Origin of the sequence: Mycoplasma suis str. Illinois (assembly GCF_000179035.2) — a bacterium.
Taxonomy (GTDB): domain Bacteria; phylum Bacillota_I; class Bacilli_A; order Mycoplasmatales; family Mycoplasmoidaceae; genus Eperythrozoon_A; species Eperythrozoon_A suis.
The window spans coordinates 404,842-427,594 of record NC_015155.1 but is presented as its reverse complement, the minus strand read 5'-3'; the positions used below and the strand labels follow the sequence as shown (position 1 = coordinate 427,594).

24 protein-coding genes and 1 tRNA gene are annotated in these 22,753 nt (G+C 31.3%); 17 read left to right on the top strand and 8 right to left on the bottom strand.

Annotation, left to right across the window (positions count from 1 at the left end; translation table 4 throughout):
* The first annotated feature begins 1 nt into the window (after nucleotide 1).
* A complete protein-coding gene (atpA, locus tag MSU_RS02510; RefSeq protein ID WP_013609908.1) occupies nucleotides 2-1,555 on the top strand; it encodes a F0F1 ATP synthase subunit alpha in 1,554 nt (517 codons plus the stop codon).
* Nucleotides 1,556-1,576: 21 nt separating this feature from the next.
* Nucleotides 1,577-2,458 (top strand): F0F1 ATP synthase subunit gamma, encoded by an 882-nt coding sequence (locus tag MSU_RS02505; protein ID WP_013609907.1) that lies wholly within the window; start codon nucleotides 1,577-1,579, stop codon nucleotides 2,456-2,458.
* A gap of 35 nt (nucleotides 2,459-2,493) precedes the next feature.
* Here the strand turns inward: MSU_RS02505 and MSU_RS02500 are convergent, their stop codons facing one another.
* Both MSU_RS02500 and MSU_RS02495 read right to left on the bottom strand, forming a co-directional pair.
* A complete protein-coding gene (locus MSU_RS02500; protein WP_013609140.1) occupies nucleotides 2,494-3,165 on the bottom strand; it encodes a DUF402 domain-containing protein in 672 nt (223 codons plus the stop codon).
* 75 nt (nucleotides 3,166-3,240) lie between these two features.
* Nucleotides 3,241-3,316: transfer RNA gene (locus MSU_RS02495), tRNA-His, on the bottom strand.
* Between the two features lie 198 nt (nucleotides 3,317-3,514).
* On the opposite strand from MSU_RS02495, the gene atpD reads away from it, so the two are divergent.
* The 5 genes from atpD to MSU_RS02470 all read left to right on the top strand — a co-directional run bounded on the left by atpD (nucleotide 3,515) and on the right by MSU_RS02470 (nucleotide 8,236).
* Nucleotides 3,515-4,984: a F0F1 ATP synthase subunit beta gene (gene atpD / locus MSU_RS02490; protein ID WP_193345415.1), complete on the top strand. Its 1,470-nt coding sequence runs from the start codon at nucleotides 3,515-3,517 to the stop codon at nucleotides 4,982-4,984.
* A 2-nt stretch (nucleotides 4,985-4,986) separates the two neighbouring features.
* Nucleotides 4,987-5,766, top strand: coding sequence for a hypothetical protein (locus MSU_RS02485; RefSeq protein WP_013609905.1), 780 nt, complete (start codon nucleotides 4,987-4,989; stop codon nucleotides 5,764-5,766).
* A 3-nt stretch (nucleotides 5,767-5,769) separates the two neighbouring features.
* Nucleotides 5,770-6,477 (top strand): UMP kinase, encoded by a 708-nt coding sequence (gene pyrH / locus MSU_RS02480; RefSeq protein WP_013609904.1) that lies wholly within the window; start codon nucleotides 5,770-5,772, stop codon nucleotides 6,475-6,477.
* A 6-nt stretch (nucleotides 6,478-6,483) separates the two neighbouring features.
* Nucleotides 6,484-7,071 (top strand): ribosome-recycling factor, encoded by a 588-nt coding sequence (locus MSU_RS02475; protein ID WP_013609903.1) that lies wholly within the window; start codon nucleotides 6,484-6,486, stop codon nucleotides 7,069-7,071.
* A 61-nt stretch (nucleotides 7,072-7,132) separates the two neighbouring features.
* Nucleotides 7,133-8,236 (top strand): membrane protein, encoded by a 1,104-nt coding sequence (locus MSU_RS02470; RefSeq protein WP_013609902.1) that lies wholly within the window; start codon nucleotides 7,133-7,135, stop codon nucleotides 8,234-8,236.
* Between the two features lie 9 nt (nucleotides 8,237-8,245).
* Here MSU_RS02470 and MSU_RS02465 read toward each other — a convergent pair whose 3' ends face one another.
* Genes MSU_RS02465 through MSU_RS02440 form a run of 6 tightly spaced genes read right to left on the bottom strand, consistent with a single transcriptional unit; the run spans nucleotide 8,246 to nucleotide 13,212 of the window.
* Entirely contained in the window at nucleotides 8,246-9,286 is a 1,041-nt protein-coding gene (locus MSU_RS02465) for a DUF2779 domain-containing protein (protein ID WP_013609901.1), read from the bottom strand.
* 35 nt (nucleotides 9,287-9,321) lie between these two features.
* Complete coding sequence (locus MSU_RS02460) at nucleotides 9,322-10,395, bottom strand: hypothetical protein (protein ID WP_013609900.1); 1,074 nt, start codon at nucleotides 10,393-10,395, stop codon at nucleotides 9,322-9,324.
* 12 nt (nucleotides 10,396-10,407) lie between these two features.
* Entirely contained in the window at nucleotides 10,408-11,292 is an 885-nt protein-coding gene (locus tag MSU_RS02455) for a hypothetical protein (protein ID WP_013609899.1), read from the bottom strand.
* 28 nt (nucleotides 11,293-11,320) lie between these two features.
* Entirely contained in the window at nucleotides 11,321-11,656 is a 336-nt protein-coding gene (gene rpsT / locus MSU_RS02450; protein WP_013609898.1) for a 30S ribosomal protein S20, read from the bottom strand.
* A 13-nt stretch (nucleotides 11,657-11,669) separates the two neighbouring features.
* Nucleotides 11,670-12,410: a hypothetical protein gene (locus MSU_RS02445; RefSeq protein WP_013609897.1), complete on the bottom strand. Its 741-nt coding sequence runs from the start codon at nucleotides 12,408-12,410 to the stop codon at nucleotides 11,670-11,672.
* Nucleotides 12,411-12,465: 55 nt separating this feature from the next.
* Entirely contained in the window at nucleotides 12,466-13,212 is a 747-nt protein-coding gene (locus MSU_RS02440; RefSeq protein WP_013609896.1) for a GTPase, read from the bottom strand.
* A 125-nt stretch (nucleotides 13,213-13,337) separates the two neighbouring features.
* Here MSU_RS02440 and MSU_RS02435 point away from each other — a divergent pair, with 125 nt between their 5' ends.
* The 10 genes from MSU_RS02435 to ptsP all read left to right on the top strand — a co-directional run bounded on the left by MSU_RS02435 (nucleotide 13,338) and on the right by ptsP (nucleotide 22,751).
* Nucleotides 13,338-14,114 carry a TatD family hydrolase gene (locus tag MSU_RS02435; protein ID WP_013609895.1) on the top strand — a complete coding sequence of 259 codons (777 nt, stop codon included), beginning with the start codon at nucleotides 13,338-13,340 and terminating at the stop codon, nucleotides 14,112-14,114.
* Nucleotides 14,115-14,154: 40 nt separating this feature from the next.
* On the top strand, nucleotides 14,155-14,484 hold the full coding sequence (locus tag MSU_RS02430) for a hypothetical protein (RefSeq protein ID WP_013609128.1): 330 nt from the start codon (nucleotides 14,155-14,157) through the stop codon (nucleotides 14,482-14,484).
* A gap of 3 nt (nucleotides 14,485-14,487) precedes the next feature.
* The gene (locus MSU_RS02425) at nucleotides 14,488-15,327 is read left to right on the top strand and encodes a phosphotransferase (protein ID WP_013609127.1); all 840 of its coding nucleotides are present in this window, start codon (nucleotides 14,488-14,490) and stop codon (nucleotides 15,325-15,327) included.
* Between the two features lie 59 nt (nucleotides 15,328-15,386).
* Nucleotides 15,387-16,757: a ribosome biogenesis GTPase Der gene (gene der, locus MSU_RS02420; RefSeq protein WP_013609126.1), complete on the top strand. Its 1,371-nt coding sequence runs from the start codon at nucleotides 15,387-15,389 to the stop codon at nucleotides 16,755-16,757.
* 34 nt (nucleotides 16,758-16,791) lie between these two features.
* Complete coding sequence (locus MSU_RS02415; RefSeq protein WP_013609894.1) at nucleotides 16,792-17,091, top strand: HU family DNA-binding protein; 300 nt, start codon at nucleotides 16,792-16,794, stop codon at nucleotides 17,089-17,091.
* Between the two features lie 10 nt (nucleotides 17,092-17,101).
* Complete coding sequence (locus tag MSU_RS02410; protein ID WP_013609893.1) at nucleotides 17,102-17,410, top strand: HU family DNA-binding protein; 309 nt, start codon at nucleotides 17,102-17,104, stop codon at nucleotides 17,408-17,410.
* Between the two features lie 28 nt (nucleotides 17,411-17,438).
* Nucleotides 17,439-17,702: a hypothetical protein gene (locus MSU_RS02405; RefSeq protein ID WP_013609892.1), complete on the top strand. Its 264-nt coding sequence runs from the start codon at nucleotides 17,439-17,441 to the stop codon at nucleotides 17,700-17,702.
* Nucleotides 17,703-17,808: 106 nt separating this feature from the next.
* Nucleotides 17,809-19,377 (top strand): amidase family protein, encoded by a 1,569-nt coding sequence (locus tag MSU_RS02400; RefSeq protein WP_334198813.1) that lies wholly within the window; start codon nucleotides 17,809-17,811, stop codon nucleotides 19,375-19,377.
* 7 nt (nucleotides 19,378-19,384) lie between these two features.
* A complete protein-coding gene (locus MSU_RS02395) occupies nucleotides 19,385-20,986 on the top strand; it encodes an aspartyl/glutamyl-tRNA amidotransferase subunit B (protein WP_013609890.1) in 1,602 nt (533 codons plus the stop codon).
* Nucleotides 20,987-21,005: 19 nt separating this feature from the next.
* The gene (gene ptsP, locus MSU_RS02390) at nucleotides 21,006-22,751 is read left to right on the top strand and encodes a phosphoenolpyruvate--protein phosphotransferase (RefSeq protein ID WP_013609889.1); all 1,746 of its coding nucleotides are present in this window, start codon (nucleotides 21,006-21,008) and stop codon (nucleotides 22,749-22,751) included.
* Nucleotides 22,752-22,753: the final 2 nt, after the last annotated feature.

Genomic DNA, 22,753 nt, shown 5'->3' with positions numbered 1-22,753 from the left:
TATGGCTACTACAAGACTAGATGAATTTGCAGAAACTCTAAAGAGACTAATACAAGATAATGAGGTAGCTCTAAGAGAAGAAGAAGTTGGAAAGGTTCTTTCCAACTCAGATGGAATTCTTCTTCTCTCTGGACTATCTAATTGCTTCCTTTATGAAGTTCTCCTGATAGGAGAACAAGAAATACCAGCTCTTGTATTAGTTCTTCGAGAAAGTAGTATTGGTGCAGTAGTACTTGGAGATTATGGATTAATTTCCGAAGGAATGACTGTTTCACGAACTAGAAAGAGCTTCTCAGCTCCTAGAGGAGATGCTCTTTCAGGAAGAATTATTAATGTATTTGGAGAACCTTTAGATGGGAAGGGAAAGATAGAAATAAGTGAGTGATCACAAGTAGAAGCTCCTGCTCCAGAAGTAATGGAAAGAAGTTCTGTTTGCGAACCCCTTTATACTGGAATACTTGCAATTGATGCAATTATTCCGATAGGTAAAGGACAAAGAGAGTTAATTATCGGAGACAGACAAACAGGTAAGACTTCTTTGGCTATGGAAGCCATAGTAAATCAAAAAGGTAAGAATGTTAGATGTGTATTTGTAACTATAGGTCAAAAGAACTCTACTGTATTCCAATCATTTAAAGATTTAGAGAAGGTAGGAGCACTAGACTATACAACTATTGTTGTAGCTAGTGCTTCCGATCTTCCTTCTCTTCAATTCTTGGCTCCTTTTGTTGGTATTACAGTAGCTGAATATTGAATGAGAAGGGGGGAAGATGTCCTAATCATTTATGATGATTTGACGCAACATGCTATTGCCTATAGAACTCTTTCCCTATTATTAAGCTTCCCTCCAGGGAGAGAAGCTTTCCCGGGAGATATTTTCTATTTACATAGCCGACTTCTAGAGAGAGCTGGAAAGTTATCTCCCGAAAATGGAGGCGGATCTATAACAGCTCTCCCTATCATTCAGACACAGTCTGATGATATTTCAGCTTATATCCCAAGTAATGTAATTTCTATTACTGATGGGCAACTATTCCTGAAGACTACACTCTTTAACTCTGGTCAAAGACCAGCTGTAGACTTATCTAACTCAGTTTCAAGAGTTGGAGCTTCTGCGCAAGAAGCTGCAATTAAAAGTCTTACTGGCTCACTAAAACTAGCTGTTTCTCAATACTTTGAACTTCTAGAATTCTCTAAATTCTCATCAGATTTAAATGAGGAATCTAGAAAGTCTCTAGCTCTCGGAGCTAGAATACTTCCTATTTTGGTTCAACCTCCTTTAAACCCTTATAGTCCTCAAGATGAAATTCTTTTACTATTCCTAATTTCAAGTAAGTTAATACTTGAATTAGAAAAACCGGAATGAGTTACTCCTTTCTTAAAGAGAATACTTGAAACTTGAAGAAAGCATTCTCTTTATCAAACAATTTCTCTTTCTGAGAAAGTTAGCGTAGCTGCTAAAGATATGATGACTAGTATGTTTAGAGCAGAATATAGAGCTTTCATGGATACTGAAGAAATTCAATTAGAAATTAAAAAGGACTTAAGTTTTTAAAACTTAAGTAACTAGTTAACAATGTCTTCTGGGTTAGTTGCAATCTCAAGAAAAATTAAGGATATGGAATCCATTCTGAAGATCTCAGAAGCTCTTCAGTTAATTTCCTCAACAAAGTTAAAAAACTATAGAGATATGAGAGAAAAAGGAAGAGACTATGTTGAGGGAATTAAATTCCTATTCAGAAGTTTTTATTCCAGTTATGAGCATGATTACAAAGTAAGTAATGCTAAATTTGTATACATTGGGGAGGGAGGAGAAAAACTCTCCCTCTGAGTAGTTATAGGAACTGATTTAGCTCTTTGCGGTAGATTTAATGCTCAAATAATTGATTATTTAGTTAAGAACTTTCCTTTAGATGGTTTTCTAGTAGTTTTTGGTAAAAAACTATTTAACCTCCTGAAGGGATATCCAGCCCTAAAGGAGAGAATAATTGAAATTTATCCCTCCGAAATTAAATCTGCAGACTTAGTTGAAAGCTTGGAGGTGGTAGCTAAATTTGTACTAAAAGAATATATTACTAGAGGATGCTACCACCTCAATTTAGTTCACCACAAAGTTGGTAGAGAACTTAGAAACTTTTCTATATTGCCCTTCACAAAAGATTATTTTGGGAGGGCAAGAACAGGTATAAGATATGATACTCACTATCACAGATTTGATAATTCTGAAAGTATCATAGAATTATTTCCAGCTTATTTTGAGAGAACTATATTAGTTGCTCTCATAGAATCTAAGATCTCTGAACACAGTCAGAGAAGAGAGCTCATGAATAATGCAGTTAAAGCCGCAGAAGAAAAATTAGCTGAATACAAAATTGTTTATCAAAAAATGAGACAGGCAAATATTACTCAGGAAATTACTGAAATTACTTCAGCACTGAAATTAAATATGGGAGGCTAAAAGCCCTCCCTTCTTTTTTAATTAACTAGTTCTTACTAGTTAAATTCAGAAACTTCTAGTCGTTCAACTAATTCAGTAAATCCTTCATTCTTCCTTAGAAGTTCTTCTTTTTCTTTTCCTAGGGTAGAAGTAACTCTATTTCAAAGAGAATCAATATTCTCTTTGGAAACTAATTTTTGGAATCATCCTTCTTTCAAGAGAATAAAAATTTTTCTCATAGTTTTGGAAACTTCTTTCTTTAAGTTGTCAGAATATTTAAATCTCTGAGACTGAGTCTCATAAATATCACTATTTAGGAGATTTAATTCTCCTTCACTAGTTAGTCTTAAATCTAATTCAAAATCTATAAACTTAAAAGCTTTTTCCTCCACCAATGGAGGAGTAGCTATGTTTAGGTAAATAGAATATTTATCTTCTGGATGTAATGTAACTAATACATTAAATCAGTGATCTTTTCAGAAAAATCAAAAGATAGGTAAGTTATTAGTAGAACTTACATATCTTTTTACTTTTATATTTACATCCTTATTTTTTCTAGAAGGAATTTCTACTTCAGTTTCAGTTAGAAATTCCGTCTGAAAAGGAGGTAAAAAGAAAACTCACATAGATGAGTCTTCATAAATTAGGTAGTGATTTTCTATAGACTTGCAAAGAGAATGGTCTAATTTATGAGCATGTATCATAAATTTCTTACTTGAATCAACCATTCTCTTTTTTCTTAGAAGTCTATAGAAATACTACCTACTCTAAATTAAATAGTTTAAGTCTTTATTTTCGATAAATGGGGCGATTAATGGGATTCGAACCCATACATGCCTGGACCACAATCAGGTGTGTTGACCATTTCACCATAACCGCCAGTAGAAAAAAGGAGAAATAAAATTTATTTTAATTGCAAACTTTCCAGTTTACTTTTAGTAAATAAATTCAAATTTAACCATAAAAACCTTTAAAAACAGGTCTATTTTAGAAGTTTAGATTTTTAAATTTTTTTCTATATTTCTTTTATCCTTCTATATGAAAATGAAAAAATAGAAGGATAAAAGTTATTTAAATATGTCTTCTTCTGACACCATCACTAATAAATCACTAACAATGGAGGGATATATCTCTCAAGTTTCAGGACCAATTGTTGATATGGTCTTTCCACTTGATAGTCAGCCTTCAATTCATGAAAAAATTGAAATATTTGATCCAGACAATAGATTAAGTAAAGAATTAAAGGCTGTCTTTGAAGTAGCTCAGCTACTTGGAGATGGAAGAGTTAGAACAATTGCTTTAACTCAAACAATTGGTCTATTTAGGGGAATGAAAGTTTTGAGAACAGGAAAACCACTAATGGTTCCTGTTGGGATGGAAACATTAGGAAGAATGTTCAATGTAGTGGGAGACACTATTGATAAATTACCTAAGTTAGAAAATGTAGAACTTAGGTCAATACATGCAGAACCACCTAAGTTCTCAGATCAAACAGATAGTATTGAACTTCTTGAAACAGGTATTAAAGTTATTGACTTATTAATCCCTTTTGCAAAGGGAGGTAAGATTGGTCTATTTGGTGGTGCTGGTGTAGGTAAAACGGTTGTAGTTCAAGAGTTAATTCACAATGTCGCTAAGCGACATAGTGGTCTTTCTATCTTTGTAGGTGTAGGAGAAAGATCAAGAGAAGGTAATGACCTTTACTATGAAATGGAAAATAGCGGAGTTCTTAAAAATACAGTTCTTTTATTTGGTCAAATGAATGAAGTTCCGGGAGCTAGATTAAGAGTTGCATTCAGCGGACTTGCAGTCGCTGAATACTTTAGAGATGAACTTTCTAAAGATGTTCTTCTATTCATTGACAATATCTTTAGATTCTCGCAAGCCGGATCAGAAGTATCAGCTTTGCTAGGAAGAACTCCTTCAGCTGTAGGTTATCAACCTACACTGGGATACGAAATGGGAAGACTACAAGAAAGAATTACTTCAACCAAAACTGGTTCTATTACTTCCGTTCAAGCTGTATATGTTCCAGCCGATGACTTAACTGACCCAGCTCCTGCAACTATTTTCACCCACCTAGATGCAAAAGTAGTTCTAGATAGAAAAATAGCAGCTCTAGGTATCTATCCTGCTATTTCTCCACTACTTTCTTCATCTAATCTACTAACTGAAAGAGTGGTGGGTGAAGAACACTATCATGTAGCAAATGAAGTTGTTAGAGTTCTTCAAAAATATGAAGAACTACAAGACATTATTTCTATTTTGGGTATTGATGAACTTACAGATGAAGATAAGAAACTAGTATTTAGAGCGAGAAAAATTAGAAACTTTTTCTCTCAACCTTTCTTTGTTGCAGAAAAGTTCATAAATATGGGAGGTAAGTATCTAACAAGGGAAGATACTTTGAGATCATTTAAAGCTATTCTAGATGGAGAAGTAGATGATCTTCCTGAAGAAGCCTTCTTCTATACAGGAAATATTGATGATGTAAGGGAGAAAGCTAGAAAAATGAAAGAAGATCAAGCTAGAGCAGCAGCCACGTAGTCTTGAAAACTTGTAATTACTTCTTCGGAATCGAAGAAGTAATTGAGAAATACTACAGTGAGTTTGCTGGTAGTATTCAAAATAAATCACACTCCAAAGCATTGGAATACGCCTCAAAAATAGAAGAGCTGAGAAAAAAAGCTTGTAGCTTTTTAGGTCTCAGCTCTTCTCATTTTTTAACTTTTCAGCACAATGAGTATTACATTGAAAAATTAATTTTTAATTTCCTAAAAAATAGTGAAAATTTAGTAATTTTCACTAATGAGCCTTATAATTTAAAATCAAGTCGATTTGAAAATGTTTTCGAAATCGAAAACATTTTTGAAGTAGAAAAATTTGATTTAAAAAACAAAATTGTTTTAATTTGATTAATAGGGCTGGAATCCCTTGAGAAAAATTTGATAAGTCAAGTGAATAAGTTAGGGGGCTCTTGTTCTTTTCTTTTTTCTTATATTTCACTTGACAATATCTTTTTTGATTCGGATGAATCAAAAAAACTTTTAAGTGAATTCTCTTCTATAAGCTTTAATCCTTCAAAATTGTTCCATGAATATGGAACAACATTTTTCTGATTTAAAAAAGAAATATCTCTTTCCCCTATATTTATGGGGAGCAATGCAGCTAAACTATCTTCTGGAGATAGTTTGACTGTAAGAGAACTTCCATATTCATTGGAAATCGGAACTTCTAACTTAATCTCTCTTTTAGTACTAGAGAAAATTTTCTCTAGTATTTCAGTTGGGAAACTAAACTTTAGTTTTTCTTCAAACTGTAAGTTTTAGAAGATGTCAGTAAAGAAAGAAAGAATTCTTTTAAAGTTCAGTGGAGGAGCTCTAAAAGGTAAGGGAGAGATATATAGTGAAGAGAAGCTAATAGCTTTAGCTTCTCAAGTAAAAGAATTAAATAAGTCTTATGAAATAGGAATAGTTATTGGGGGAGGTAATATTTGAAGAGGTAAAGAAGAAAAAATTGATTTATTGTCTGCCGTTCAGGCAGACTATGTAGGTATGATGGCAACTATTATGAATAGTTATGTATTTAAAGAAACACTTGAAAGTATTGGAGTTAAATCCAGACTGTATTCAGCTCTCGCAGTAGAGAGAATAGTTGAAGATTATTCTCTCTCCAAAATAGAAGAAGATCTATCTTCTGGAAGAGTAATAATATTTGGGGGAGGATTAGGAGAGCCTAGATTCAGCACTGATAGTGCTGCAATTATGAGAGGAATAGAAATAGGAGCTAAGAAAATATTAATAGGGAAAGATGGAGTTGAAGGAGTTTATAACAAAGATCCAAATATATATGAAGATGCTGTATTTTATGGTCAATTAAGTTATGACAGAATAATATCTGAAAATATAAAAGTATTTGATCATTCAGCACTAAATCTCGCTAAAGAAAATAAATTACATTTCTTGATCTTCAATCAAGAAGTAGAAAACTCTTTCATTAAAAGTCTTAATGGGGGAATTAGAGTTTCAGAAATCTTTTAGTTTTTAATGAGTTCAAAAGAAAAAGATAAAGTGGAAAACATTCCACTAAAGGACTGATCATCAGAATTAAAAACTGATTTTGAACACATTAAAAAGAGAATGAATGAAAAGCTAGAAGAATTTACTATTTCTAGATTGAATCCAACACATTTTTATTCCCTTCAAGTTGAATATGAAGGGAATTTAGTTTCTCTTTCTGAAATAGCTCTAGTTAATCTAGAAAAAGCAAGACTTTTAACTATTAAGCCTTATTTGCCTTCTCAAAAAATAACTCATGATATTGAGAAGGCAATAAAGAAAGCTAAACCTAATTTAACGATCAATATAAAGGACAATGAATTAAGATGCTCTATTCCTGAGCCTACTCAGGAAATAAGAGAAGAAAAAATAAAAAGTGGTAAGCAAATAGTTGAAGAAGCTAAGATAGCTCTTAGAAATAAGAGAAAAGATCTTCAAAAATACTTTAAAAATAGTGTTCAATCTGAGAATCAAAAACATTCTCACAGAGAACAATTAGATAAAGAAATATCTAAGTATGTACTAGAGTTAGAAGATAATTGAGCTAAAAAAGAAAAAGAACTACGAACTCTCTAGTACTTTAGTAGAAGAAAATTTCTTTCTTCTACCTTTTTCTCTATGTAGCTTCCTAGATTAAATGAGTTCTCTCTGGTCTTCCAATCAGGAGAAGTCTCAACGGGTAAGACACAGCATAAATGTTGTTATATGCTGTGTTGTATTTACTTTACTTCTTTCTGTCGCAAATATTTCATCATTTGCGCAGGGAGGTTCTTTATCTAGTTATTTATCACTTTTAAAACAGGGACCTTTTCCTAACTCAATAGAGTTTGTTGGAAAATTTTGAGTTATTCTATTTACTTCTTATCTAGTATTTAATAGTGCCGGAGAGATTCTCACCACAATTGTTCATCCTTCTCAATTCGCTAAAGGGAAGAAATATCAAATAATATTTACTTTTATAGCTTTTGGGCCTCTTCTATTTAATTTCCTAAATAGATATTTTCTTAAGAACACTCCAGAAAATACTGGAGAAGGTTTCAAGATTGAGAGTGCCACTCACTATTTATTCTTCCAACTATATTTCTGACTAGGAAATATAGTTGCATTTAAATTCTTTAGTAAGTTCTTTTTATCTAGTCTGGATCAACATGCTCCAGACAATATTTCTACTAGAGTAGTTGCAAAACTACTAAGATGACATTATCTAGGATGATCTTCTTTCTTCCTATTAGCTTTCTTCCTGCCTTTCTGAATACTTATAGTTACAGTACTATTGGTTTTCTCCAATAGTACTTGAGCTTTCATAATAGGAAGACAATGCGGTAAGAATTGCTTCTCCAGATTTAGTCTCTTTAAATCTGTAGAAGGATTAAATTGAGCAGCTCTAATTACTACTACAGCGCTAGCGCTAGCTGTGGCTGCTATTAGAAATAGTGGTGTATTTGGGCATGGAGTTTTCTCTTGCAGAGAAAGCTTTTTCTTTGTATTTCTAATATGGGTAGCAGTAATGTCTTATATTGCTCACTTCGGAGAAAATACTTTTGGTCTCTCAAAAAGACTATTAGGTTATAAAAACTTTGGAAGACTTTTCGGAACTAAAGTTGGAGGATTCTGAGATAGATTTGATGGTCTTTCAGTAGCTTTATTCTTTTCAGCTATTTCTATGTGAGCTATTCATGCTGGAAAACTTGGCAGTATAGGAATAAATATAGAATTACTGAAACAAATAGCTGCTAAATAATTAGCTAATTTATATATTTGGACTTAGGGCCAAATATTCAGAAATAAGAATTTTTAGCTCTGAAGGATTTTTTGCTTTAATCCAAGATATAAAGTCTTGGATTAACTCCCTATCTACTAGTTTTTCACTTTCATATTTATGTCTGAGTCAGTCTACTGCTCAGACCATTCCCTGAACATCTAGAGAGCAATATTCTGTTAGATATCTTTTTATATTCTCTCAAGTTTTAGAGAGTTTTTCTTTATAGTCTTTCACCCAATGTTTGGGTGAAAGTTCATCATTTAAAAGTGTTTTAGAGAATCCCTGATATTTGAGGATAAAGAAATAATAAAGGAAGAGGAATTGAGCTCCTCTTCCTTCTTGAACGCATTCTAGAGATGAGTATTGTTTCATATCTTTTAGGACTTTCGTAGAAAGTCTTTTAAGACTGTGAGTTCCCTGTAACTCACCAATTAAATTAAGTGATTTATTTTTCGAGAAAATAAATCAGTCACATAAGTCAACTGTTAAGTCTTTAATTAGGAGAGATAATATTGAATTCTCTGACTTTGTCATTCTTTCTGCAAGCTTTTGAAGTCATGTACATTCAAAAGTCTTATTGAAAGCTATATAAACTACTTGTTTAGATAGCTTTTCAGAAAGACTTAAAAGATTTTCACTATTAAATTCTTTTAGATTTATACCACTCATAATAGTTATTATTATGAGCGGTCTAGCAAGACCTATAACACATTCTTCTTCAAAAGAGGAATAATCTTTCTCTGGATTAAAAATTAAGTCTTCTTTGACTACTAAATTATTTAGTTGATATATCTGAAATGATGCTTGTGTCAGCATTTCAGAATAAGACTCAAAGTCATAATAGACTTTTCACTCAATAGAGACTATCCTATTATTTAGTTCTTTTTTTCCCTCATGGGAAAAAATAGCACTAGAAGATATTTTTGTTCCTGCAAATACTTTTTTGCAGAAATAATATGAGAGAAAAAAGTCAAATTCATTTGACTTTAGTTCACTATTTAATTTCTCTTTCTGAAGTTCCCCACCCAAAAGAAGTGCTTTTTGAATGGGAACTATAGGGGTAGTTAAGAGAGAGTAGTTAGGAAATATAAAAGAAATAGCAGTTCTATAAGAGGGAGTATCTGAAGTAAAAAAGAAAATCTTTCAGTTAATTTCTTATTTTCACTAAGAGAAGTTAATTCTATAACTTCTCTTCAATTAACTTTTTTGAATCACTCCGAGGGAGTGTATTCTTCCGTAATTTTCTCAATAAGCTTTAAAGCTATTGATTGGATTTCCATCATTCTCTTAATAATTTCTTCAGAAAGGAGTTCGCAACTTTGAGTTATTTTTTCAATTTCCAATTCTGTTAATTGACTAGAAGTTTCAAACTTCTGTGAATATTCTTCCCTCGAAAGAAATCTAGAAAATCAAGAATCTTTATAGTCTGGGAGAGGGACTCCCATAGCTTGATGAATAGAAATTCTCTTATTAGGTGAAGACTTACTTAAAGTCTTCACTTTAGGCAATGTAAATGAAAAAGTTGCAGAATCTTTTTCTTCTTTTATTGGCTTTCAGAAGATAGCCAAATCTTGGATATCTACTGAAAGATATTTAGTTAGCCAGTAATGATAGAAAGTAAATTCTGCAAAAAATATATTTCCTGGTCTGAGTGACTCAGAAAATAAAAAACAAGAAAACTTGTTTTTGTGGAAAAGAAGTGCTCCTGGACTAAGAATTATTGGTAACTGAATATTTCTTATATTCAGTAATTGAATTCTTGGGTTATATATGAGAGCTACTTCCTTTTTCTCTATTTCTTTCATAAAAATTTCTCATTGTTCTTGATCTCCCTGAAAAAAATAAATATCTTCAATTTTTAAGTGAAGAATTTCCATTAATTTGTCAAGAAATGCGTCATAGAGCATTGACTCTATGTTTTTATTTATTTTTTTCATAATATTTCACTTTCACTCATTTTGAGTGAATGCAATTCCTAAGAAAGACATATTTTTGTCTTTAGAGTCATCTTTTTCAACAACATTTTGGAGCTCAACTGAGTTCAAAAAAGAAAACTCTAAAGGTCTCTCGTAAGAGTGTTTAAAGTTAGAGAAATTAAGAACAAATACAGATTCCAAGCCCTTAGGGACTGGAATCAAGTTAACTAAAAATTAACTAAATTTACTCTTAACTTTTTGGAAACATTCTTTAGGAAAAGATACCAGAGGTTGTATCTTTAATCATCTCTTAAGTCTCTTTTCTTCTTGTTCAGCTTCTAATTCGAGAGATTTAACTCTCTCAACCTTACCTCTTTCATATTTATATTGCTGAGAGTAAATTCAGTGAAGTTCTTTTTCATAATTTATGGAAGCAGTAAAGAGAACCTTAAATTTCTCTTTACTGTTTGGATTAGTATTCTTGAAGAGCTCTATTTCTATTGCTTCTCAGTCGGAGATCACATTAGATTTATTCATAGTTTTGAAGCAAACTAAGAATCTATTTCTTGAGTTAATTGTTTTATTCTTAGTTATTTTTGAGAGAGCTTCTCCAATTAATTTTTGTTTGAGAAGCTCTCTAAAGTTATCTTCTTGAATATATTTTTCATATTCCTGAAGATATTCATCATAAGTTGAATTTTTATTGGCAATAACTTTTAGAGTGTAAAGTTCTATCTTTCTGTGATAATCTTCATGTTCTGGATAATAAGTTACCTTCTTGATAGGTAACTTTCTCTGAAGTTTTTTACCAAATCTCTCAAGTCTTTTTTTCTTGAGATTAAAGAGTTTTTCTCTCCTTTTCTCTAAAAACTCTTTATTTTCTAGTATTTGCTCTCTCAAGAACGAAATTGTATTCGCTCTTGAATAAAAAGTTAAGTCAACTATTCTGTAACCTTGTCTATCAGTTACTTTTAAATATTCTTTTACTAAATATCAGAGATCATTTTTATTTCCCTTCTTACTAGTTTCTTCTCTACTCTTTTTTCTGGAAATATACCAGAAAACGAGTAGAACAAAACCAATTCCTAGAAATGGGGAAATAAAAGAGGAGGCAGACAACCTCCTCTTTTTTAACTAATTAACCCTTTTAGGTATTTTTAGACTCTTGATTTAGGAACAATTTATTGAATTTGATAGTACATCTTGACTTAAGTCTATTAACTCTTCCTTTAGTTATTAACCCCTTACTTTGCTTGCTATCAAGAGTCTTGTAAAGCTCTGAAAGAGCTTTTTTCTTTTCTAGAAGTAATTTCGGACTAATAACTTCTTCAGAAGCTCTTGAAGCTACAGGGAAAAGATTAGATATTTGTTTCTTAATAGACTTCTTAACTTTTCTTCTAAGTTCATATCTAATTTTTTCTTTTTTTAGCTCTTTCTTTCTGGATCTTTCTCTTGAATTTACTTTCTTTTTCTTTGAAGCCATTACTTAATCTAGTTTATCTTGAAAAAAGAAAGGAAACTCAACAGCAAAACTTAATGAAACTATTCTGTAATCCTTTTTTATTCTTTCTTCTTAAATTTACAAAATAAAGAAAAGAGATATATTCGGATTTGAATCCAAATATCTCTGCCATTCTCTCTTTTCAATCATCTGAAATTTCAATTAAATTCAATACTTTTGAATAGTCTTCTGAAATTTCATATCTAATAATTTCAGATAATTGAAGAGCAAGTGAAACTAATTTAGAGTATTTTTCTGAGCTTATTCCAAGTAAGCACAAATCATTTTGATTAGTGTTTTTCTTAATTATTAAAAGAAGATAAGCTTCCTCAAAAGAAGGTAAAGAATCTTTTCAGTGTTTCTTTATAGATTCTTTTATTAATTTCTTATCTTCTTTTCCGAAGTAGTCATACTCTATTAGATAAAGTATTGCGCAGAAAAGGAAGTGAACAACTTCCTTTCTAGAAAATATTTTTAAATAATTTCTTCAGTGAAATGTACAGAGACTTTCTTCCTTTTTCTTATATAAGAATGAAGAAGTAGTCAATAAAAACAGAGAAGCTGTAAGTATCTTCTCTTTGTGTTTATTGAATGCTTCATTCTTTGAGCAATATTTTCTGTAGTAAAAGCTCAAAGATTGGTGCATACTTTTTTCAGCCAATTTAAGGCTGAAAAAATGACTTTTTCCTCTAATGTGATTAGAGAATCTATCTTTATCTTTAGTGATTCTTATCACGACCTTTTTATTTAGCTAGGAAAGAGAATAATAGCTAAAAAAACTGTTCTAATTTTTAGCTATTATATATCTTTCAAGTGATTCTTCCAATAGCTCCTTTTCTTATGAGCTCAACAAATTTTTGTTCAGCTCTAAATAAAGAAAGTTCCCCTTTCTTTTCTAGTAATTTATATTTTTCAGCTAACGATCTTATGAAACTATCATAGCTCTCTAAACTTTCTTGATTTTCGTTAGAACTTAAGAGAACTATTTTTTCTGGATAGTTCTCTTTGAGATATTCAAAAGCTCATTCTGAGTAATTTTCTCTAGAGTCTGGAGTTGAAGGGAGAAAGTTTAAGAGTTGAAAGAGTGTTTTGGAATTTCTTCCCAAATTTGGGGGAAAAATTCCAGGACTGTCATAAATTATTAAGTTAGTTGAGGGAATTTTGTGTCTAGAAAGAGCCCGAGTAGTTCCGGGCTCTGGAGATTTTTTAGCTTTTTTTCTTCCTACTAGTAAATTAATAAAGCTAGATTTTCCGCTATTGGCTCCTCCCATAACAATAGCGGAATTAGTTCTCTCTTTGTCATCTAAGTCAGACTTTTCAATTTCTTCTCTAATTAACTTAATTAGTTTTCTCCTTGAACTTGGCTGAAGCAAGTTAAAGGAGTTCTTATGTTTAACTCCTAAAGATAAGTCTGACTTAGTATAAATGGGAAGTATATTTTTTTTAGGTCATCTCTTTCTGATTTCAGAAAGATATATCCTATCTAGATCTAATACCCTACTATCAACTAAAAGAATTATTAGTGATAAGTAGGGCATGATCTTAGAAATAGAATTAAAGGACTTATGTAAATGTAGGGGATAATAACTGTAAGGTTTAGAGATATTTAAATAAGTATTAAATAGTCCTACTTATCACTAATACAATAATTATTATTTTCTAATTGACTAAGGAGAATAGAGTATTTGAAACTCACATTCACCTTAGTCATATTGAAAATAATTTAGAGCTTAGAAAGCGAATTCTATTTGAATCTTCTTTCTTCTATTTAAATGTAGCTACTACACTTGCAGAATCAAGTGTAGTAGTAAAGCAATCTAGAGAGTTTTCTAATGTATTTGCTGCTGTAGGAGTTCATCCCCTTTATCTAGATAGTCTAGAAAAGAAAGAAGAAGTTTTGTCAAGTCTGCAAGACTTGATAAATAAGAATAGAGAAAAAATAGTAGCTATTGGGGAAGTTGGTTTAGATTTCTTTAAAACCAATTCCCCAGAAGACTGGGAAATTCAAAAGAAGTGATTTAGAGAATACATTGAATTATCTATTAGAAATAAATTACCTTTAGTGCTTCACTTAAGAAATGCTTATAGTGAAGCACTAAAAATACTTAGAGAGTATTCCAATTTAAGGGGAATAATTCATTCTTTTGATGGAAATATGGATGAATTAAAACAATTCCTATCACTAGATGGAGAATGATTTATTTCATTCTCCCCACTAGTTTTTAGGAATTTTTCTAAATTTAGGGAATTAATAAAGTGAATAGATATTAAAAAAGTGTTAGTTGAGAGTGATTCTCCTTATTTGGCTCAGAATCAATGTGTTTGCAGAGCTATTTTGAGATTAATTTCAGATTGAAAAAATCTGAAATTAATTGAAGTAAAGAAAACAGTATTTGAAAATAGTTTGAGAGTTTTTCAATTAGATATTGAAAAACAATAACTTCAAAATTTAAAATTTTAATAAAATACAGATCCCTAAGATGGAGAGACCTAGACATGAGAGATTCAAAATGAATCCAGTTCTGGATCCCAATCAACCACTAAGAGTAAGAATAATTGGTCCTACTGAGGTTTTTGTTACTGTAGATGCTCACTCCATTCTCGTAAATTTACGAGATGGAGCTATGCAAATAAATAAGAGATATTCTTCAGTAATTGAACGTATTAAAGAAGGAGAAGTGAAATTAAAAATTACTGAAAATCCTTCTCCTAGTGAAATACTGAAATACTATGTATCTTCAGGTTGACTAATAACTTCTAATAATCTTTGTGAGTTATTAGTCAAAGAATGTAGAAAAATAACTAAGTAGGAAATGGCTAAGGAAATAGCAAAGAAATTTTTCCTTGACCATTTTCCTAAATATAGATCTCAAATTAGAAGTTTCAAAAAGATATTAGTAGGGTTTTCTAATCAAATATTCAAAATAACCCTACTAGAGGGAAAGACATTTAAGGTAAGAATAGCTGAAAATAATCACCTTATTTCTAGAAAGAATGAGTGTGAAGTACTTAAGTTAATAAAAGATCCTTACTTAATCTACTATGATGAGTCAACTGGAAATGCCATTTATGACTGAGTTGAAGGAGATCAGCTCAAAGCAAGATTTATTGATAAAAAAACACTCAAAAAAGTTATTGAGTTAGCAAGTAAATATCACTCAGTTCCCAGTGATCAACTGGGAAATATAGAGTTACATGATCATTTTGATTTTTCCTCAAAAATAGATAAAGATAGGGAAGAATATCAAAAATATTTCCCTATCTATAAAGAGCTAATAGAAAAACATAAAGATCTTCCGAGAGTATTGACTCACAATGATATAAGTCTCAAAAACTTAATTCACTCTGAGGATGAGGAAGGAAATGAAAAATTAGTTCTCATAGATTATGAATGAGCAAGACTAAATACTATTTATTGAGAATATGGTAATTTCGCTAAAGAAGCTCAGCTTTCTAAGGAAAAAATAGTTCAACTAGCTGAGCTTCTAAAGTTAGATGCCGAAATATTAGTTGACTTTGCATTTGTAGCTACTTTTTATTCTTGACAACTAAGTTTCAGTTGGGATAGATCGGAAAGGTTGGAAAAATATAGAAGTAAATTAATACTTCAATTAGAGAAGTATTTAGAAATCAAAGAAGAATTTGTCAATTAGTCTTTAGGGGGATATCCCCCCTTTAACCTTTTAAGGGGGAGTTAAATACTGGTTAGATAATGTCAACAAGAAGAGATAAGAAATTACCTAAAGTACTAATAGTTGGTGCTACAAATGTAGGTAAATCCCAATTATTTAACAGACTTATAGGAGATAGACATTCTATTGTTTTGAATAGAAAGTCTATCACTAGAGACTTAGTTATGAGAAAAACTAAGTTGAAAGATCAACATGAAGTAATACTAATTGATAGTGGAGGTTACTCTGAAGAGTTGTCTCCAAACTTTCAAAGTGAGATTAATCAATTATTGATTAATCAATTGAAAGAATCAACAATTATTCTCTTTATGTTTTCCAAAGTAGATGGAATTAGGGCAGTAGAGTGAAAACTATCTAAATTAATACATAGATATGCTAACTGTCCAGTAATACTGGCAGCTAACAAAATAGATTCCAATAAAGAAGAAGGTAGATGAAAAGAACATGCTAACTCTCTAGGTTTTGGTTCTCCTATATTGATATCTGCAGAGCACGATATCAATATATATGAATTAATAGATAAGATTTGTAACTTTATTCTCGGAGACGAAAAGCAACAAAGAGAGTTAGAAGAAGAATTAATTGAAGAAGATACTGAAGTTAAGTTAGGGATAGTTGGAAAAGTAAATGTAGGTAAGTCTTCTTTAGCCAACGCATTACTCTCAAGTAATGCAATAATAGTATCCCCAATAGAGGGAACTACTGTAGACCTAGTTGAATACAGTATTTCTCATAATGGGAAAACTTATTTATTAATAGATAGTCCTGGATGAAAAAAGATGAAAAAAGAAGGACTTAGAAATGAAGAATTAGATCATCTTTGCTGAGTCAGATCTAAAAAAGCTATAAAGGCAGCAAATATTCTTTTATTTGTTATAGATCCTTCTCAACCAATAAATCACTTGGATGAGAAGGTAGCTAAAGAAATATTTGAATCTAACTTACCTGTAGTCATAGTAGCTAATAAGTGGGACTTAATGAGCTACCATCCTGACTGTCAGCAAAAGCAAAAAGAATTTGAAGCTCAAGTAAGAAAGAAGTTCTACTTTCTTCCATGAGCTCCAATTATTTTTATTAGTGCAATGTATTCCAAGAAGCTTGAAAATGTATTTAAAGCTCTGTCTATTGTTCAGGCAGAGATATCTAGATTATTTCCTGCAGGACAATTATCTAGCTTCTTAGGAAGAGCTAATTTGCTCTTACTAGGGGCTAAGAAGACTATTACACTGGAAAATATTTCTCAGGTAAAGTCTTCAATTCCAACATTTATTATTCAATGCTCAAATCCTGACAATATCACTACACAACAGATGAGATTAGTGGAAACTCAATTCAGAAATTACTTCAATTTGAGATACTCTCCACTAAAGATTTATTACAAAAAAAGATAATTCAAAAAATCTTTATGCTATAATAATTTCTGTAATGACAAAGTTAGAATTATTAGTGAAGATTTCCGGAGAAACCGGATTGACAAAAGATCAAATCGATTCAGTTCTAAAAGCTTACCAAGCAATTACAATTGCAGAAATGAAAGAACAAGGAGAAGTTAATGTTCTTGAAATTGGAAAAATCAAAATTTCAAGAAGACCTGAAAGAAAAGGAGTTAACTTTATGACAAAAGAACCTATGGTTATTCCAGCAGCTAATGTTGCTAAGTTTTCTTTCTCAAAGAAACTAAAGGAAGCTGCTTCTGAAAGTAAGTTGCCAGCTGCTAAGAAATAGTTAAGTTCTAATGTTGAAGAAAGACGAATTAATAAAGCACCTAGCGGATAAGTGTGGTTGCACTCAAAATAATGTTGCTAGTGTTTTAAGAGAATATCAATATCTAATTCTTGAAAACCTAAAGAAGGAAGGAAAAGTTAATGTTCTTGAATTTGGTTCTTTTGAAGTTGTAAAAAGATCTGCAAGAACAGGTATTAATCCTCAAACTAAGGCAAAGATTGATATTCCTGAAAAAGAAGTTCCAAGATTGAAAGCTTCAAAGAAGTTTAAGGAATTTGTTTCCGGACAAGTTAAAGACATCTTCACATTTAACTTTTAGTTAGAAAACTTTAAGTTAATGTACTAGTTTGTCAGAGGAGAGGGGGAAAGGTTCCCCTCTTTTCTTAGACCCTAAAAAGATAAGAGAAATACTTATAAAGGGATCTGAATCTCTTCAACTTTCCGCAAGTGAAGAAGAGATTAATGACACAGTTAAATTAATTGAATCCATGCAAAACGATCTTTTAGATATCTACAATATGCCCATTAATGATGAAGTAGCTAAAGATTTTCACTCTCATGAAGAACTAACACTAGATGAATTAGATAAGTTTTTAGGAAAAAAGATTTAGAAACTTTAAAGAAGTTTCTTTCACTTTTAATTATTTTTTAGTACTTTAGAGTGCTTCGCTAGATTTAGTTTTTCAAGTTTTTAAAAAAGTCTAAAAAAACACCAAAATAAAACAAAGAAGAGAAAGTAAACTCTGGAGAATCCTTTGAGGTTATGACTGGAAATTACTATCCTCAATTCCTGATGAGGCAATTGAAGGTCCTTCTGATTGAAAAAAATTAGTATCAAAAACTTTAAAGTCCACAAAGTGATCTAGATTTTTTAATACTCTTTTTCATTCGAATTCTCCCTCAATAAACTATCTAACTTACTCTCTAAAGAATTCAATATATATAAAAGATAGTCAGTGCACTGGCTCTTCCAGTGCACTAGTAAATCCAGATCATTATCCCCCAAAATCTTCTACCATTCATGAGCTTTTGTCAAAAACAAAAGCTATTCACTTAATAACTTCATCTCTAGATGAATTTGGGATGGGAGCTGCAGGAGTCTTTGGGCATAAAGGTAGAATTACTCAACCACTCTCTCCAAAGAGAGTTATAGGAGGATCAAGTTCAGGATCAGCTTATCTTCTTTCTAAAAAATTAATTGACTTTTCAATTGTTACTGATACAGGAGGATCGGCTAGAGTTCCAGCTTCCTATAACTCTTTATATGGATTCAAACCATCATTTGGATTAGTTTCTAGAGAGGGAATTCTCCCTCTCTGCACATTATTAGATACCCCCTCTATAATGGCTCATTCTGTAGAGACAATAGCTAAAGTTCTTAGTGTTATTTCTGCTCCTGATCCGGCAGACTTAACAACAATAAAGACAGTAAAAAAATCATATTATCCACTAAATATAAAGAATCCTCTGGAAGCTTTAGAAAAGCTTCCTAAAAATCACAAAAATATAAAAAAAATTACTTTTGTAGCCATTAAGGAAGCTTCTGAGGCTGGAAATAGACCTTTTAATAAGAGGGAAAAGAAAATAAGAAAAGAATTTCAAAGATTACTTGGAAGACTTAGATTTGCCCCAAATACAACTGTTTCAGTTTCAACAATAGATTGACCTCCAATCTATTTAACAGAACTTATATATAAGATTGTTGCATTTAGTGAGTTAGTTACTCATTATTTATCTCTAAGTGGGATAGTCAACCCCTGAATTAGGGGTGATTATTATGAAGACAATATATCTAAAAAGAAAAAGCAAGAAGAAGATAGTAGATTAAAACTACTAAAAGTAAGTACCTACTATTCCTATGATAGTGAGAAAATTAGAGCCAAAATGGGCTCAGAAGTAAAAAGAAGACACTTACTAGGTTTCTTCTTTTTATATGGAGATAATAGAGTAAATATATATAAAAAGGCTAGAAAAATAATTTCTCTTTATAAGAAGAGACTTTCTGAATTACTTTCTAGGGGAGAAATAATTATTTCTCCCACAACAGAAGATATAGCTCCTCTTTCAAAAACTTATTCTCCTATTTATTTCAAAGATAGTTTTCAGTCACTAGTTCTATTAGCTAACTTCTGCGGGCTTCCAGCTATTTCTATACCTTGACTTCACTATAAATCAAAGTTAGATTCTTCTAAGGTATTTATGGGGCTTCACTTAATTTCTAATTACAGAGAAGATAAATATCTTCTCTCTGTAGTATCTTTTCTAGAAAAAAGTGGAATTATTTAGAAGTTAAGTGTCTTTAACTTCTAAAAGTAAAAGAACTACTAAGTCTACTAAGACTTCTTCTAGTAGTAAAGATATTCCTGCTGTAACTTCTTCCACTACCTCTTCTAATACTGTTAAGAAACCTAAAGCTACTCCCAAAGTTAGCTTTAGGTTAAAGATGGGATTAGAAATTCATGCAACTCTTCTTACTGAAAGGAAAGCTTTTGTAAATATTCCAGTAACTTCTTCTTCATTTACTTCTCTCGGACTTTTAGGAACATTACCTCAAATAAATACTGAGGCAATTAGATTAGTTCTAAAGCTTTCAAAAGCTTTGAATGTAGAAATTCCTTCAGAAATTGAATTTGTCAGAAAATCATATTTCTACTTCGATCTTCCTAAGGGATATCAAATAACTCAAAAACAAAATCCCTTCGCTAAAAAGGGATATGTTTTTTTACCTAAATCAATTAAGAAAATAGGAATTTCTGCAGTATCCCTAGAGGAAGATACTGCAGCACATGGAGAAGGAGAAGAAGAAAATGTGCACATTCTTCTTCCAGAAAGATTAGGTAATCCACTAGTTGAAATTGCAACTGAACCGGAACTTAGAACTTCCGAGGAAGTTCTAGAGTGTATTAAGTGAATAAGATTCCTTCTTTTCTACTTAAATATCTCTAAAGCTGAAATGGAACATGGTAATTTCAGAGTTGACTTAAATATTTCACTTGAGGGAGATAAAAATAAACCATTAACTGGAAGAGCAGAAGTGAAAAATTTAGCTTCTCTTAGAGCGATAGCCGACGCTATTCCTGCAGTCCAAGAATATTTCTTGGAGCAAATAAAAAATAAAGATAGAGATTTATTTGAAGACAAAACATTTAAGTGAGATGACAAAAAAGCTGAACTAATTGTTATGAGAAAGAAAACAAGTAGTGAAGATTATCTACTTGTTCCTGAAAGTTGTATTCCAACAATTAAGTTAAGTGATAAAGAGATAAAGAAAATAACTAAAGATTGTGAGTCTCACAAACTTGTTTCACTATTTGAATCCATACAGGAAAGCTCATTAGCTTCTAGAGAACAAGAAGAAATAATTGATAATTATGAATTCTTTAGAAGTTGCCTTCAAGTAAGGGAAGTATTAGGTGAGTGATCTAATGCTTTCTTTGCTTTAAAGATTTTTAACTCCGTTGGAGGAAAAATCTCAAAAGTAAAGAATTTAATAGATTTTCTAAATCAATTACTTAAAGCCCTTAAATTAAAAGAATTTGGGAGAGACTTTAAATTCAATAACTTAAAGATCAGAGAAAGTTGCAAAAAATTAATAGGAAATAATCCAAATATTAAGTCAGTTGTAACTTACTATTTGGATTCTCCAAAAATAGAGAAACAAGAAATTATTGGTTTCTGTGAGTCTGTTCTTTCAGAACAAAATCAAGAATTACACAAATTGGCCGATAGACCAGACAGACTTACTTCTTTTTTAATTGGAAGAATTAAAAAACAATATGGAAAAGAAGTAGAAGTAAAAGATATAAGCAATATCATTTCTTCTAATATTTCTCAGTGAATGGAAAAATATTTCCCTTCCCCAGAAAAAGAAATATTAGAAGAAAATAAAAGTTAATTTATTTAAATTAATATAGATGTCTAAATTTATCAAAGGATTAGGAATTGGGGAAGGGGTAGTTGTAGGTAAGGCTTACATATTCAAGAAAGAAGAGTTAGTATTCAAGAAAGAATCTGATACTAGTCCTGAAAATGAATACTACTACTTCCAAAGTGTGGAAGAAAAAGCTATTAAGCAAATTGACAATTTAATTGAATTAGCTTCTAAAAATATCTCCGAGGAAAAAGCAGATATTTTTAGAGCTCACAAAGAATTAATGAAAGATGAAGAAATAAGAGAAGAAATAAAGAATATTCTTTATGAAGAGAATTGCTCACTTGCGTGAGCAATTAAAACAGCTTATGACAAATATGTAAATATTTTTGAAAATATGGAAGATAGATACTTCCGAGAAAGAGCTGCAGACATGAGAGACTTGAAAGAAAGACTATTAACAATAGTCTTGAATGTAGAACGAAGTAATTTAAGTGAAATAGATAGTGAATGTATAGTACTTGCTAATGACTTGACTCCTAGCGAAACATCACTACTAAATAAGAAATTTATTAAGGGGTTTGTTACTGAAGTTGGAGGAGTAACAAGTCACTCAGCTATTATGGCTAAAACTATGGGATTCCCAGCTATAGTTTCAGCCCAAAATATTACTTCTCAAGTAGAAAATGGAGAAATAATAGCTCTAGATACACAAACAGGATTTGTGTATCATGGCTTCTCTTCAGAAGAAGATCCACTTCTAAAGGAATTCCGAGAAAGAGAGAAGAAATTTGAAGAAACTAAGAAAATATGGGAAGAATATAAGACTAAGAAGTGCCAAACACTTGATGGAAAGGAAATAAAAATATTAGGAAATATTGGTCAACCTTCTGATATGAAAAAAGTTAGAGAGTTCGGAGGAAGAGGAGTAGGTTTATTTAGAACCGAGTTTCTTTATATGAAGAGTCCTGAATGACCTTCAGAAGAAACTCAGTATGAAGCTTATAAGACTACTCTTACTGAGTTAAGTGAAAATGAAACCTTAACTATAAGAACACTAGATATAGGGGGAGATAAAACATTAAATTACTACACATTCCCTAAGGAAGCTAACCCATTCCTTGGTTATAGAGCTATAAGAATGAGTTTGAAAGAAAAAGATTCTTTCATAACTCAATTAAGAGCTATCCTTAGAGCTAGTTGTGAAGGAAAAATAAAAATTATGTTCCCAATGATAACTACATTTGAAGAATTTATGGAAGCTAAATATCTAGTTGAACAGGTAAAAATTCAACTTGAATCTGAAGGATATCCTATTCCTTCAGATATTCCTGTAGGATTAATGATTGAAGTTCCTTCAGCTGCACTTATTTCAGATAAGTTAGCTAAAGTAGCTGACTTCTTTTCTATTGGCTCGAATGACTTAATCCAATACACAAATGCTGTGGACAGAATGTCCGAAAATATTAATTTCCTTTACCAACCTAATTCCCCAGCTATTCTGAAATTAATTGGTATGGTTGCTAAGTCAGCTAAGGAAGCTGGAATAGATGTGAGTGTGTGTGGTGAAATGGCTAGTTCAGCTCATTCAGCTATTCTTCTAGTAGGTTTGGGAATTGAAACTCTTTCAATGTCAGCTCCTTCAATCCCAATTATTAAGAGAGTTCTTAATAATGTTCACTTCAGTGAAATTCAAAAGTTGGCTGAAAAAGCTCTAGAACTTTCTACAGAAGAAGAAATAGTTAGATTAACTACCAAGTTCTTAGAAGAAAATAATATTCTTCTATAAAG